At 44.0% G+C, this 14633-nt stretch carries 12 protein-coding genes; 3 read left to right on the top strand and 9 right to left on the bottom strand.

Annotated features, from left to right (window positions below; genetic code table 11):
• Nucleotides 1–183: 183 nt before the first annotated feature.
• The 9 genes from ACXAH2_RS10990 to ACXAH2_RS10950 all read right to left on the bottom strand — a co-directional run bounded on the left by ACXAH2_RS10990 (nucleotide 184) and on the right by ACXAH2_RS10950 (nucleotide 9662).
• Nucleotides 184–2073 (bottom strand): methyl-accepting chemotaxis protein, encoded by a 1890-nt coding sequence (locus ACXAH2_RS10990; protein ID WP_475078497.1) that lies wholly within the window; start codon nucleotides 2071–2073, stop codon nucleotides 184–186.
• Nucleotides 2074–2249: 176 nt separating this feature from the next.
• On the bottom strand, nucleotides 2250–3878 hold the full coding sequence (locus ACXAH2_RS10985; protein ID WP_475078496.1) for a methyl-accepting chemotaxis protein: 1629 nt from the start codon (nucleotides 3876–3878) through the stop codon (nucleotides 2250–2252).
• 137 nt (nucleotides 3879–4015) lie between these two features.
• On the bottom strand, nucleotides 4016–4813 hold the full coding sequence (gene znuB / locus ACXAH2_RS10980; RefSeq protein WP_475078494.1) for a zinc ABC transporter permease subunit ZnuB: 798 nt from the start codon (nucleotides 4811–4813) through the stop codon (nucleotides 4016–4018).
• Between the two features lie 46 nt (nucleotides 4814–4859).
• Nucleotides 4860–5627 (bottom strand): zinc ABC transporter ATP-binding protein ZnuC, encoded by a 768-nt coding sequence (gene znuC / locus ACXAH2_RS10975; protein WP_475078492.1) that lies wholly within the window; start codon nucleotides 5625–5627, stop codon nucleotides 4860–4862.
• The gene (locus ACXAH2_RS10970; protein WP_475078491.1) at nucleotides 5624–6109 is read right to left on the bottom strand and encodes a Fur family transcriptional regulator; all 486 of its coding nucleotides are present in this window, start codon (nucleotides 6107–6109) and stop codon (nucleotides 5624–5626) included. Before ACXAH2_RS10970 ends, znuC begins: the two co-directional genes overlap by 4 nt.
• Complete coding sequence (locus tag ACXAH2_RS10965; RefSeq protein ID WP_475078489.1) at nucleotides 6109–7125, bottom strand: nickel/cobalt transporter; 1017 nt, start codon at nucleotides 7123–7125, stop codon at nucleotides 6109–6111. Before ACXAH2_RS10965 ends, ACXAH2_RS10970 begins: the two co-directional genes overlap by 1 nt.
• A 359-nt stretch (nucleotides 7126–7484) precedes the next feature.
• Nucleotides 7485–8117, bottom strand: a complete 633-nt coding sequence (locus tag ACXAH2_RS10960; protein WP_475078487.1) for a LysE family translocator — start codon at nucleotides 8115–8117, stop codon at nucleotides 7485–7487.
• Between the two features lie 22 nt (nucleotides 8118–8139).
• Nucleotides 8140–8703: a DUF1007 family protein gene (locus ACXAH2_RS10955; protein ID WP_475078485.1), complete on the bottom strand. Its 564-nt coding sequence runs from the start codon at nucleotides 8701–8703 to the stop codon at nucleotides 8140–8142.
• The gene (locus ACXAH2_RS10950; RefSeq protein WP_475078483.1) at nucleotides 8703–9662 is read right to left on the bottom strand and encodes a homoserine kinase; all 960 of its coding nucleotides are present in this window, start codon (nucleotides 9660–9662) and stop codon (nucleotides 8703–8705) included. The genes ACXAH2_RS10955 and ACXAH2_RS10950 overlap by 1 nt, the downstream gene beginning before the upstream one ends.
• Before the next feature lie 677 nt (nucleotides 9663–10339).
• On the opposite strand from ACXAH2_RS10950, the gene ACXAH2_RS10945 reads away from it, so the two are divergent.
• From ACXAH2_RS10945 to ACXAH2_RS10935, 3 genes are all read left to right on the top strand, one after another.
• The gene (locus tag ACXAH2_RS10945) at nucleotides 10340–11155 is read left to right on the top strand and encodes a GGDEF domain-containing protein (RefSeq protein ID WP_475078481.1); all 816 of its coding nucleotides are present in this window, start codon (nucleotides 10340–10342) and stop codon (nucleotides 11153–11155) included.
• A gap of 115 nt (nucleotides 11156–11270) precedes the next feature.
• Nucleotides 11271–14006, top strand: coding sequence for a DNA polymerase I (gene polA / locus ACXAH2_RS10940; protein ID WP_475078691.1), 2736 nt, complete (start codon nucleotides 11271–11273; stop codon nucleotides 14004–14006).
• A gap of 68 nt (nucleotides 14007–14074) precedes the next feature.
• Nucleotides 14075–14509 carry a hypothetical protein gene (locus ACXAH2_RS10935; RefSeq protein ID WP_475078480.1) on the top strand — a complete coding sequence of 145 codons (435 nt, stop codon included), beginning with the start codon at nucleotides 14075–14077 and terminating at the stop codon, nucleotides 14507–14509.
• Nucleotides 14510–14633 lie beyond the last annotated feature (124 nt).

The raw sequence follows: 14633 nt of genomic DNA, 5'->3' as shown, positions 1-14633 counted from the left end.
TCAATATTCGACGACGAAACTTGCCTCGAATAAAAGAGAGTGATCCTATCCTTACCCCCTACATGGATGTAGTGGATTAGAGCAACGCAGGAACACGTTGCCGTAGTCAGTGAACTTGCTCGTACCTTCCCTAAAGTCGCTTTCGACTTTTATAAGGATGGATATTCTTAAAAAGCAACTTTATCAAAGTTTAAAATAGGTCAAAGAGCGTTTTTGCTTTTCCGCCAATTCAGATAATTCGCTCGATGCTTGCATCGTCTCATTGATAGAAGTCATATTTTGGCTCACAGATTGATACGTCTGATCCGTAATGCGAGCAATGTCTTCTGTCACGCTTAATTGTTCATGAGAGGCTGCCGCCACTAAAGTATTCACGTCTGATATAGACTGAACTGCGGCAGAAATGTCTTCAAAAGATTCTTTCACCTGAGTAGCAAGACCAACGGATTCTTGAATCAAGTTTACATTACTGCCCATGTTGTTATTTGCGCGCTCGGATTGCGACTGCAGCTTTTCAATGATTTCTTGAATATTCACCGTTGATTCTTGGGTTTTCGATGCCAGATTACGTACTTCATCCGCTACCACGGCAAAACCTCGTCCTTGTTCGCCTGCACGCGCCGCTTCAATCGCCGCATTTAAAGCCAACAAGTTTGTCTGCTCTGAAATACCACTGATGACTTCTGTCACAGAGCCAATCTCAATGGCAAATTGACGCAATTCATCGACAATTTTCGCGGTTTCAGAAAAAGAGGCGTTAATGCGATCGGTCAACTCAATGTTTCTATCAAGAGTCAGCTTACCACTGGCAGCATTTTCTTGTGCTCGTTTCGCTTCTTCTTCTGCGACAACGGCTTTTTCACTAACCTCCTGAGAAGCCGAGTTAAGCTCCTTTAACGAAGATGTAATTTGTTCGATTTGCGTCAGTTCTTGTTGTGCGTTGGTTTGCGTTCCTTCCATCACAGAGTTCAACTGCAAAGAAGCCGCCGCGACATTTTCAGAAATTCCGTGAGAAGCTTTAATCAATTTAGTAAGCTGATCAGACAAATCGACAAAGGACAAATAAATACCCGTTTCTTTGCCTGTTTTCACAAAGGTCTTGGTTAAATCTCCATTTGCCATGCCTTCAATCAATTGGGCAATTTCTTGCGGCGTACCACCCACAGGTTTGAGCACCAACTTATTTATCACCATATATAAAACAAACAACGCAATCAAAATGCTGGCAAGGCTTAACATCAATGCAAATATCAGTTGCTGGTTAGCCTTAGCGTAAATATTATCGTCTTCTTCTAATACAACAAATTGCCACCCAACCGTTGCCAATTCTCCCCAAAAACCGGTCAATGCCACATCACGATTCATGCTTTTAACAAACGTAGTGTAATGAAGCTCACGATTGTCTTTATTTAGATCTTTATAAATGGGCCGTAATTCAAACAGATTTTTGCCGACATTTTCGGGGTTAGGAGCCACCAGTAACGTACCATCTGATGTATAAAGATACATTCCAGAGCGATCTGCGTATTGCTCCAAAACAGCATTAAGTAAGACAGTCGAAACAACCGCAAAGTCATCATTGACTTTTTGTGCCATAGCGATTATTTCATTGCCTGTTAAAGCTGATATAAAGGGCTTTGATATATAATGAGTTTTCCCTTCACGGAACAAGGCATTATAGAAGGGGCGGTTAAGATCCTTAGCATTAAAGTTAAAAATCTTACCTTCTGGTCCACCATACAACTCACCCTCTTTGTTCAGAATGGCAATAGAATCAGAAATGTCTTTCTGAGAACGAGTAAGTGCTTTAAGTTGCGTCAATCCATTAGCAGATAATTGATTTCCTTGAATATCATCATAGTTAAGTTGAATTGAGGTTAGCATTTTTTGATAACCTTTGACTCGGGCGGAGAGCTCAGCAGAAATAGTCTTATTTTGCTCTTCAAGTATGGCTTTATTCAGTTTCACTGACTCACTTCTAAAAGAGACATAATTAACGACTGTAAACAAGCCAACAATGATCACTATGATGGCACCTAAGGTGCCAAAAATTTGTTTTTGAAATCGATTCATCTACACAAATACCCTCTTGCTTTAAACTTCCATTTGAACAAGCAATCAAATGACTGATCTGCCCTTCAACACCATTGCGTTAATTGATAATCGCAATTCACCAAAGTTATATCAAAAAAATCGTCTAAAGACAGTTTAAATGTACATTAAAATGTAACAATATCTATCATCCGCGCTCATTTCTTTAGAATGAAGCTAGAAGTTACTTCGTAGGTTTGTTCCGCTGCTCCTGATAAATCCCCCGTTAAAGCACCCAGCTTGACTGAAGTCGTATCGTTATTGGTCGATACTTTGACAATCTGATCCACATGCTGGGCAATGCCAGTCGCTTCTTCCGCCTGTTTAGCAACCAATTCCACCAAACCTGCCAAACGCTGCTTGGCTGTTTCAGCGTCAACCTCCAGCTGACTAAGAGGCGTCACTACCTCTTCAATTTGCTTCACACCTAAGCGCATTTTTTCTTGCCCTTGCGACATTTCTGTCGAAATTTGTGTGGATAAGCCACTGATTTGCGTGATGATGGTATCAATAGAACTGGTCACTTCTGCTGTATTGTTAGCCAAATTACGAACTTCATCGGCCACTACAGCAAAACCTCGGCCACTCTCTCCTGCACGAGCGGCTTCAATCGATGCATTCAATGCCAGCAAGTTAGTTTGTTCGGCAATATCACGAATACTATTTACGAATCCCGTCACCTGAGCAGAGCTTTCATTTAATTTGGCTACCGAACGTGCTGTCTCTTCAATGTAAGCGGCCACCTCGGTAATGTCTGTTGAAGCTTGAGTGATAACATTCTTACCATGTTTGGCAAGATCGTGAGCGGATTCAGCTTGTTGACGTGACACATTGGCATGCTCCACCATGATACTGGCGCCTTCCGACAAAAACCCTACCGCGTTTTGGATATCGGCTGCCATTTCCATTTGTGAAGACGCCCCTTGTTGCACGTCACCAACACTGCCACGAATATCCTCCACTGCCAGCACCACAGTTTTGGCACTAGAATCAATTTTTCTTACCAAATCCGCCAAACTGGCACGCATACGATTTAAACTGGTAACAAGGTGACCAAGTTCACCTGTATAGGATCGGGTAAATTCATTAGATAAGTCACCACGAGCCACTTTATCGAGAAAAGCAATGATATGATTCAACGGATTGACAATGCTGCGAGTAATGAGTGTCGACATCACACCGCCTACCAACAAAGCCACCAAGCCTAAACTTATGATCAAATAAATCGCCAGTTCAGAATCCGTTAAAACACTTTGCTGTCGTTTTTGCATTTCATTACGTTGACGCTCAGACAAAGTATCGGCTGCACTCAAAAAGGTTTGTAATTGCGTTCGAGTATTGCCCGCCATTAACGCTTTCGCTTGCGCCAACTCACCAAATTCAAGAGCTTCTACGGTTTCTTGCAGGGCATTTTGATACACAAGTTTTTGTTTTTTTAGCGCATCAATCAATGCCATGTTTTGTTCAGTCCGAACCAATCCGGTCATGATGTCTAAATTGTCATCGAGACTTTTATTACGCGCATCAATTTCTTGATAAATGGCCACCCTTGCGTCTCTTTCTTCTAAAACAAACAAGAGCAGAAGGCGGCTCGCCAAACTTTCTGCGTCCAAATTCAGTTCACCACTGAGCTCAACCAGTGCCGCATTTTCATCAACGATACTGCGAATATTGCCAGATACCGTCTGAAAACGTGTCACCGATAAGAGTACAACAAGCGCAAGCAAGGCCAGCAATACCAAGAAGCTAGCTCTGAGTCGCCCTTTGATGGTTGCAAATCCCAGCATAAAAAAGTCCCCTAAGAAATTCTCATATAGTCCGACAAGACCATGGCCAGTCGGTTTTTAAGATTAGTCGTTGATGATGGGAGTTTCTTACAAAAAAACCAACATATTTTTATTATGTTGGTTTTTAAAGGTGATGATTACGCTTTGGGAAAGCGTTTAAAAGGCAAGGTATAGGCGATTAAAAACAATAAAGCGGCACAGACCACCACACTAGGGCCGGTAGGCGTATCCCAACGATAAGAGCTCCACAATCCACTGCACACCGATAGACAACCAATAATGCTTGCAATACAAGCCATTTGCACAGGTGTTTTGGACAATTTACGTGCGGTGGCCGCTGGGATAATCATTAATGATGTGATCAGGAGCACCCCAACGATTTTCATTGCAACCGCTATCACCAGGGCCACTAACAACATCAAAAGTAAACGAATGGACTCCACTGGGTAACCTTCTACTTTCGCCAATTCTTCATTGACCGTTACCGCCAATAAAGGCTTCCAGAAAATGACCAACAAAGCAATGACCGACAAGCCACCACCATAAATCCAGTATACATCCAGCTGACTAATGGCCAGCAAATCACCAAACAAATAGGCCATCAAGTCGATGCGCACTTCATCCAAAAAACTCACCGCCACCAAGCCAAGTGACAAAGCAGAATGCGCTAAAATACCCAATAAAGTGTCTGTAGCAATGATATGTTTTTTTTGTAAGGTTACTAAGACCGCTGCAAGACCAACACATAAGACGATAATAGCGAGGTTAAGATTGATTTCTAATAACAAACCTAATGCCACACCCAACAAAGCCGAGTGTGCCAGAGTATCACCGAAATAAGCCATGCGGCGCCACACCACAAAAGCGCCAAGAGGCCCTGCTACCGAAGCTACTCCTAAACCACCAATCAAGGCTCTGAACAAAAAATCTAACATGTTGTTTTATTTCTCCGGAAAACGAAAAACGCTGTGTTTTTGGTGATCAATGATGGCAATGTGCGTGACTATCTTGCTCAACTATATCGCCGTGATCGTCATGAAGGTGATCATGATGGTGAGAGTAAATTGCAATCGACTCATCCGCCCCTGGCACACCAAACAAGGCCTGATAAGCAGGGTGCCCTGTCACGTGTTGAGGCGTACCTGAACAACAAACATGTTGGTTTATGCACACCACTGTATCCGTCTTCGCCATGACCAAGTGAAGATCGTGAGATACCATCAGCACACCACAGCCAAGCTCGTCACGAATATTTTCAATCAGGTTATACAGCTCCACTTGACCGTTTACATCTACTCCTTGCACAGGTTCATCCAAGACCAGTAAATTGGGACGATTCAATAAAGCGCGTGCCAACAATACACGCTGTGTTTCACCACCAGACAACACTTGTACTTGAGACTGTAGCAAATGACCAATACCCAATTTTTCCAAGGTGGGCATAATGGCTTTTTTATCCACACCACGCACCAAGGCCAAAAAATGTTTCACCGTCAAAGGCAAAGTCGGATCAACATGCAATTTCTGCGGCATATAGCCTATACGCAAACTCTCATCAAGCATCACCTGACCACTTGTGGCTCTTTGCAATCCTAATAAAGTACGAATTAGGGTACTTTTACCACTGCCATTTGGGCCTATTAACGTAACGATTTCTCCTTCGTTAATGGTCATGCTGATCTTGTCTAATAAGAGACGACCATCAAATTCAATACCTATGTCGGTAAATTGGACTAAACGCTTGGTCATACTCTTTCCTCAGCTTGGACGTTACGACAGTCTGCACATAAGCCGGTTAACTCAATGGTCTCGGATCTTAACTCAAAACCATGTTGAGCGGCCTTCGCGACTAACGAGGCATGAATATCTTGATAATCAAACTCCATGACGTTATGACATTCATCACAAATCAAAAAGTATCCTTTGTGCTCTTTATCAGCATGAGCACAACCTAAATAGGCATTCATAGATTCCACTTTATGAATCAAACCGGCATTCAATAAAAAATCCAACGCCCGATAAACCGTTGGAGGTGCCGAATTAAAACCTTCTTCCGCCAATTTGGCCAATAGCTGATAAGCGCCTAGTGGACGATGACTCTCCCAAATCAACTCCAAAGCGCGACGTCGTACCTTGGTTAACCGCTGGCCTTGTTCTAAACATAAGGTCTCAGCGGTTGCCAAGGCGGTATTAATACAATCACTATGATTGTGAGCCGTTGTTTCACCCATTAAAAAGCCCTGCCCGCATTACTTAGGTAGCTCCAAATCATTGAGCTACTGATTAATATCAAAGCCAAAGCCGCGATAAAGCCAAAGACTTTAGACACCCGCTGACGCCAAACACTTTGCCCTCGACTCAAAATAAAACCGGTATCTCGAATCAACACACTTACCGCCGCCAAACCCGCGACTGTCATAGCGGTTCCCAATGACATGGCCATGGTCGCTGCCAAACCCCATTGAAAAATACCCGCACTCATGGAAAACAAAAGCACCAGCACCGCCCCAGTGCAAGGGCGAACACCGACCGCTAAAATCATCGCCCAAACACTGCGCTGCGCCACTTTTGTTTCTTCCTCTGCAACATGATGATTATGCTGCGCACAGCAAGCATGATCACCATGCTTATGGCTATGATCGTGATCGTGATCGTGATCGTGATCGTGATCGTGATCGTGATCGTGATCGTGATCGTGATCGTGATCGTGATCGTGATCGTGAATAAGATGATCTTGCGAATGGTCGTGTCCACAGCTGGATTTACCTTGCAGTAAACGCGACAGTATCCACACACCAATTAAACCCACTGCGGCAAAACTGGCAATTTCAAAAAAGCGAGAAATCTGCATAGCTCGACCGGCCAAGGAAAAAACTTGACCCAACACCACAATCAAAGCAACAGCCATAAATCCCTGCACAGCGGCACACAAAAAAGCAATAATAATGCCCTTTCGCATAGAAGCTCGACTGGCTAACATATAGGAGGAAATCACCGCCTTACCGTGCCCTGGACCCGCGGCATGAAACACACCATACAAAAAGCTCACCGAGACCAAACTCCATAGTAAAGCGGTACTGCCACCTTTGCTTATAGCTCTTACGAGCGACACCAGTTCGCGATGAAAATTGGCCTGCTGTGCGATGACCCACTGAATAAAATCCTGATACAGGGAAAAATCCGCTGCATACAAAGGTGAGGTAAAACAGAACAAAGACAAAAAGACGATGACAACATGCTTCGCCATACTGGCACTCACTTATATATTAGATTAATTATGTTATGGTATAACAAGTCTTACCTTAGGAGAAGTCGTTGCACAAAATCGTCACAAAATGGAATTTATTGCGTCATAATGAGTGTTACCCCCATGACACCATGCATAAAAATCTGTTCAACCATAACGCTAGAATCTGAGTTTAACATGACCGTCGCCGAGATAAGGATGACTTTAAGACATCTGTATACTAGACGCCGATGCTCCTCAACGAGTCAATGCAAGAAACTTAGATAACACAAAGGAAGGAGCAAAAAGAAAAAAGGATCTATTCCAAAGAGAAATGAACAGACCTCATACAAACTTACCAAAAAACAATAGGGATACGATCAGCGTTGGCTTAATGCGAGTTTTACACCAAATCCCACCAGTAACACGCCAGTGACGCCATCCATTAATTGCGCCACGCTTGGTCGCGCCAGCAAAACTCGCGCTTGGTGAATCATTAGCGCAAGAAACATTTGCCATACCATAGCAATAATAAAGTGAAGGCTCGCCATGAACAGAGATTGAACCAAAGCCGAATGAATAGTATCAATGAATTGTGGCAAAAATGCCATGTAAAAAATAATGGGTTTTGGATTCAATACATTAGATAAGATACCTTGTCGGAAACTTCCCCAATAACCAAGTGCCGGTTTCCCCTTCACACTAAAACTCAGCCCTACAGGATGAGCAGCACTGCGTAATGCTTGTACGCCCAGATAAACAAGGTATGCCGCACCCAGTAATTTGAAGGCGGTAAAAAGCCCTGCAGAACCGAGCAGTATTACGGACAAGCCCAGCGCCGACACCGTGGCATGAGCAAATAACCCCATACAAATGCCTAAGCTAGTAAGAAACCCTAAACGCCATCCCCCCAGAGCTGCGTTACGCATCACCAAAATGGTATCGACGCCCGGGCTCATGGTTAGCACACTAATCGCCAGCAAAAAAGGCAACCATTGAAAATGCTCTAACATAGAATTCCCTCAAAATGAGCATTTAAGGCTGGCAAGTTACATCCATCCAATAAGCCACAGAGATTTCTTCTGCTTCACGCTCAACAGGGGTACAAATCTCTGCCATGGCACCAGTCAAACGCACAAGCCCTTCTTCCACAGGTTCCATAGCGAAATACAGTTCATCATCACCAAATGCCAAACTCAGTGTGGAGGTTTGCAAATCCACTTTTTCAGGCAAATCGATGACCATACGAATCCATAGCATTTGGTCACGAATACGTACGTCCATTACTTGCACCTTATCTTGCACAAGATCGACACCATCGCGCTTCATTTTGATGAAAAAGCCATAGGCTTCGAAGCTTTTTAAGACTTCTAGCATGTCGAGCTTTTCTTGCCCTTCTAACTCTCCATTGGCATCAATATCGTATTCAGCAATTAAGCTTGTTGAAGTGAATAAGTCCAAACTCCAAGTGGCTTCTAGACGATCAATTTGAGTGGTATCAACTTTTACACGATATTGTGTGTCTACCCAAACATGTGGGTGAGCAAGCGCCACCATGGCAAAAAAAGACAACAGGCAAGTAATGGCAAAACGAAACATTATAACTCCGCAAGGGCAGGTACAAATCGCACCCGAGCTTCTAAAATACGCTGAAATTCCAGTGGATCATGTTGTTGTGATAAACGCTCAGGATCATGCTTGGCTCCGTGCCAAGCTTCCAAACGAGACAACCAAAAACGTAGCGCGGCAATGCGCAACATATGAGGCCAAGCGGCAACCTCATCCGCATTGGGCTCACGCTCATACAAATAAGCTTTCATCAAGGCACGATACTTATCCATATCCAGTTCACCAGTACTCAAGTCTGAACACCAATCATTTACCACAATAGCCAGATCGTACATCACCCATGAATAGCAGGCATTATAAAAATCAATAATAGCCGATAAATTTTCACCATCAAACAGGGTGTTGTTATAAAACAAGTCACCATGAATGGTGGTTTTAGGCAGGGCATCGTGCTTTACAATAAAGTCATCAAAAGAAGCGATTTGTGATTGTAAAAGCTCGGCTTGTTTTGTATTCAACTCAGGCAATAAGGTTTCACTCGTAGCATGCCACCATGACATACCACGATGACTTTCGCGCTGCTCCGGAAAATCCTTTCCAGCAATGTGTAATTTGGCTAAAGCAGAGCCCATTTGACGACAGGTTTCAACGCTGGTTTGCTCCAGACCTTCTCCGGGAAAACAATCTACAATAATGGCTGGCCTGCCTTTCACAACACGTAAACGTTCACCATGAATGTCAATCAAGGCCGCCGGCACATTAAAGCCTTTGTGCTTTAAGTGGGCAACCACATCCAAAAAATAAGGCACTTCATCGAATTCAAATTCTTCAAACAAAGTCAGCACATACTTTCCCGTGGTGGTGGTTAAAAAGTAGTTTGTGTTTTCGACACCACCGGAAATACCTTGAAACGACACTAACTCACCTAAATAATAATCTGCGACCAAAGTCCGCATGTCAGAGTCAGTAAGGGATGTGTATACAGCCAAGTTGTTACCTATTGATAATCATAAATTGAAGCAAGATGAAACCGCCTATGCTCCACAATAAGCGCTAAAAGGTCAAATGGGTTCCGGTTCAAAATAGCAAGAAAGCCACTTATTTCCCTATCAACCTAAACAAAAAGACATTTTGATACTAAGATACAACAGAGATTTACTTTGGTAGATATATAATTAGATGTATCTCAAGAGAATCATGATGCTTTTTCACCGTTTCAGCCTTATCCAAATAGTGTCGTCTTGGTGAGCAATATGGAGTATGTCTTTATAATGTACTCATAAGACAAGCTGAAACCTTAATCAGGTCGAAGAGTTCTTACATCAATTCCAAACTTTCATTGCCAAACCAGCTGAGCGTATTGAATTTGATAAACGATAAGTATCATAAAATTAACATTCTCATACCAGCGACTTATCGGCTACTTGTCGTGACTATCCTTTCTAGCTTGGTTTTTATTGCGCTATTTATTCACATTTCTACGCCTTTTGACCGACAAGCCTTTCAGCCTATTAGCATCTTTTTGACAAATACCTTCCTGCTGATTTATTTGCGCTTCGATCCCAAAAAAAGGGTTCATCAAGTCATTAAAATTTATGGCTACATTTTGCTTATCGTTTCTGTGCTCAACACACTGTATTACACAACAAGAGCTTGGCAGGGCGAAATGTCTTTTATTGAAAATTTCCCCCCTATTTCAGGCATGACCATTTTGACCATGACCTTGATCATGCTGATGATTCCTGAAAAGCTAAATAAACTCATTATTTTAACCTGGACTCTAAACGCACTGCCTGTTTTATTACTGTTAGCTACCCATCCTGAAGAATTACAAACCCCACGCGGTTACGATCTGTTATTTTTATTCGGCCCCGCTAGCCTATTGGTACTGCTGATTATTCCTTATCAACGCAGTCTGAGAAGTCATATGGATAAAATCCACTTTGATCTGAACAACTACCGGGAAGAAGCAGACCGAGATTTTTTAACCGATGTATTTAACAGAAGAGGACTCAATAGCTGGCTAAATGAATTAGAGGACGACAACCAAATAAGCGTCATGCTCATCGATATTGACCACTTTAAAGGCATCAATGACAGGTTTGGACATGATGTAGGTGACCATGTATTGATCGAATTCGCGTCACGATTACGCACCGTTTACCATGATACGCACGTCCTTGCTCGCTGGGGGGGAGAGGAGTTTATTGTTGTCATAGTCAATTCCACTAGGGACAAAATGCACATCATTAGTGAGATGTTTAGAACCGCACTCAGCCAATTGCCCTACAAAGCAGTGGGAAAAATCACCGCCAGCATTGGCGTCTCCCAAGTGTATTCCATCGATAGTTTTTCTACTATGGTAAAAGAAGCCGATACCGCCCTGTACATCGCCAAAAATCACGGTCGTGATCAAGTCGTGATGTACACCAGTTCGTTAACGGAAGAGCTGCTTTCCGAGCTTGCTCCCGAAAAAAATTAATTTCTCACCACACGACACTGTAAAATTTATTCCAAGCGCTTAAAATAAAACCCTCTTCGCCATTTTATATAGAGGTTTCATTTTGGCTACGGATTCTGCACAACAAAACACGCCCATGATCTTGGTAGATGGCTCATCATATTTGTACCGAGCTTTCCACGCGATTCCTCCTCTGACCACCAGCCAAGGCCAGCCAACTAATGCGGCACGAGGCGTGATCAGCATGATTCGTAGCCTCATTAAGAGTTACCCAGAATCCCCTATCGTGGTGATTTTTGATGCCAAAGGCAAAACCTTCCGCGACGACATTTACAGCGAATACAAAGCACAACGTCCCCCTATGCCTGACGAATTGCGTCTGCAGATAGAGCCCATTCATCGCATGATTGAAGCCATGGGGTTGCCACTTATCATTATTGACGGTGTAGAAGCCGATGACGTCATTGGCACCATCGCCAAACAAGTCGGCGAAAGAGGGCGCGACGTCATTGTCTCCACTGGCGATAAAGACATGGCCCAGTTAGTTACTGACAAGGTCACCTTGGTCAACACCATGACCGACACTGTCATGGACATACAAGGGGTGAAAGACAAATTCGGCATTCCGCCAGAGTTGATCATAGATTATCTGGCTCTGATGGGTGACAAAGTCGACAACATTCCTGGCGTACCAGGCGTGGGCGAGAAGACAGCCCTTGCCTTACTACAAGGCCTTGGCAGCATAGAAGACATTTATCAGCGTTTGGATGAGATCGCCGCGTTGGGCTTTCGTGGCTCAAAAACCATGAAGCAGAAGATGCTCGACAACAAAGAGATGGCGGAGCTGTCTTACACCCTCGCCACCATCAAATGCGACGTTGAATTACCATTCAATGCCTTGGAGTTAAGCAACAATCAAGCGGACAAAGAAGCCTTGCGTGAATGGTTCACTAAGCTGGAATTCAAAACTTGGTTAAAAGATCTGGATAAAGCGCCAAGTATCGGCAGTCCAGACGATACAGAGAGCCACCTAGATGGTCAAGCTACCGCCAGCAAGTCTGACATTGAAGTGCAGTACGATACCATCTTAGACAAAGCCAGCTTCACGACATGGTTTGAACAAATCCAACAAGCAGACCTAGTCGCCTTTGATACAGAAACCACCAGCTTGAATTACATGGTCGCCGAATTGGTTGGTCTGTCGTTTTCTGTCGAAGCAGGCAAAGCCGCCTATCTACCACTTGCCCATGACTATGAAGGCGCACCAGAGCAACTGGATCGAGACTGGGTATTAGCGCAACTTAAACCTTGGTTAGAAGACAAGACGGCAGCGAAAGTTGGTCAGCATCTAAAATACGATGCCAATGTGTTGAACAATTACGGTATCACCTTACACGGCATTGTTTACGACACCATGTTGGAGTCTTATGTTTTTAACTCCGTCAGCTCTCGTCATGATATGGGCAGCTTGGCTGAAAAATTCCTCGACCATAAATGCGTCAGCTTTGAAGACATTGCCGGCAAGGGCGCGAAGCAAAAGACGTTCAACCAGATAGACTTAGAACAAGCGGCGTTCTATGCGGCGGAAGACGCAGACATTACCCTGCGTTTGCATCAAGCCATTTGGCCACAGTTAGAAAAAACACCTGAGTTGATAAGCATTTTCAAAGACATTGAGTGCCCATTAGTACCCGTATTGGCTAAGATGGAACAAACTGGCGCATTGATTGACCCTGAACTATTGCATACCCAAAGCAGCGAAATTGCTGCCAAACTGCAAGAATTGGAAATCAAAGCCCATGAAGAAGCCGGAGAAAGCTTCAACCTAAGTTCACCAAAACAACTGCAAGTCATTTTGTTTGAAAAGCTGGAATTGCCCATCATCAAGAAGACACCAAAAGGTCAGCCTTCCACCGCGGAACCTATTTTGCAAGAACTGGCCGAAAAGTATGAGCTGCCTCGTATCATCATGGAACACCGCAGCTTGTCTAAGCTCAAATCCACCTATACAGACAAACTGCCAGAAATGCTGCAAAAGACAGGTCGCATTCATACTTCTTACCATCAAGCCGTCACTGCGACTGGACGTTTGTCTTCAACCGACCCAAACTTGCAGAACATTCCGATTCGTACCGCTGAAGGTCGTCGTATTCGACAAGCCTTTATTGCACCTGAAGGTTATAAACTGGTGGCAGCCGACTATTCGCAAATCGAACTGCGTATTATGGCGCACTTGTCACAGGACAAAGGCTTACTTAATGCCTTTGCTAACAACGCCGACGTACACAGAGCGACTGCTGCCGAAGTCTTTGAAACCACGCCAGAGGAAGTCACCACAGAACAGCGTCGTCGTGCCAAAGCCATTAACTTTGGTTTGATTTACGGCATGTCGGCCTTTGGCTTGGCCAAACAACTGGGTATCGCTCGTCCAGAAGCGCAAAAATACGTGCAACGTTACTTTGAACGTTACCCTGGCGTGCGCACCTACATGGACAACACACGCGAAAACGCCAAAGAAAAGGGCTTCGTAGAAACCATCTATGGTCGTCGTTTGTATTTACCCGACATCAAGGCGAAAAACGCCATGATGCGCCAAGCCGCCGAACGCACCGCGATCAACGCACCGATGCAAGGCTCCGCTGCCGACATCATCAAACGCGCCATGATCCAAATGCACCACTGGCTCGCCGACACCGACCTTGATGTTCGCATGATCATGCAAGTACACGATGAACTCATCTTCGAAGTGGCCGAGAAAGACCTAGCCGCCGCGCAAGCCAAAATCGTCGAGATCATGCAGAATAGCAGCAAGATTGACGTGCCTTTGCTTGTGGAAGCGGGCGTGGGGGATAACTGGGACGAGGCGCATTAGGGTTCTAAACTAACAAATGAATACGAGCAAGGTTCAGGGAAGAGCCTGTTTTAAACTTAAGGGATTAAATGGAAGCTACCATTCTACATAGCGACCTTTCAGTCGAATGGATGTCGCACAAACGAAGTAAAAACGCCTTTGTTACGACAACAAACGGCTCACTTTCATTTGGTATCTTTCCTAAAAACAACGCTCATTGGCCTGAACTAGAAATTAGATTGAAAGTAGGCTTTGCTGGTTTTAGAAAAGCAAGATCGGGAGCATTTGGTGTTAGACATATCTATGAAAAGCATAGCCAAGAAATTGGCATCACCTGCCCAAGCCAAGTATCGGGCTATATAGAATCTATTATCATTGAAGGGGCAACGGTCATTGTTGACATGGTGAAAGACAAAAACGCTGGGCTGGTCATTTTAAGACTATCTAAAGGCAAAACCTATTACGATATTATCAGTGCCTACGATAGAAAATCCCACCCTGGGACAGTTATCGCAATGATATAAAACAGACATAAAAAAAGAGCATGACAAATGCTCTCAGACTGCTGATAAAGTCCTCGCCTTCGTGCGGGGACTTTTTATAATAGTCTCATGCTTAAAGAACGCCCCCAAACCCAATCCACTTTAG

Source organism: Marinomonas sp. ABL3_031 (genome assembly GCF_056161265.1).
The sequence above is the reverse complement of the archived record's forward strand: the minus strand, read 5'-3'. Positions and strand labels throughout refer to the sequence as shown.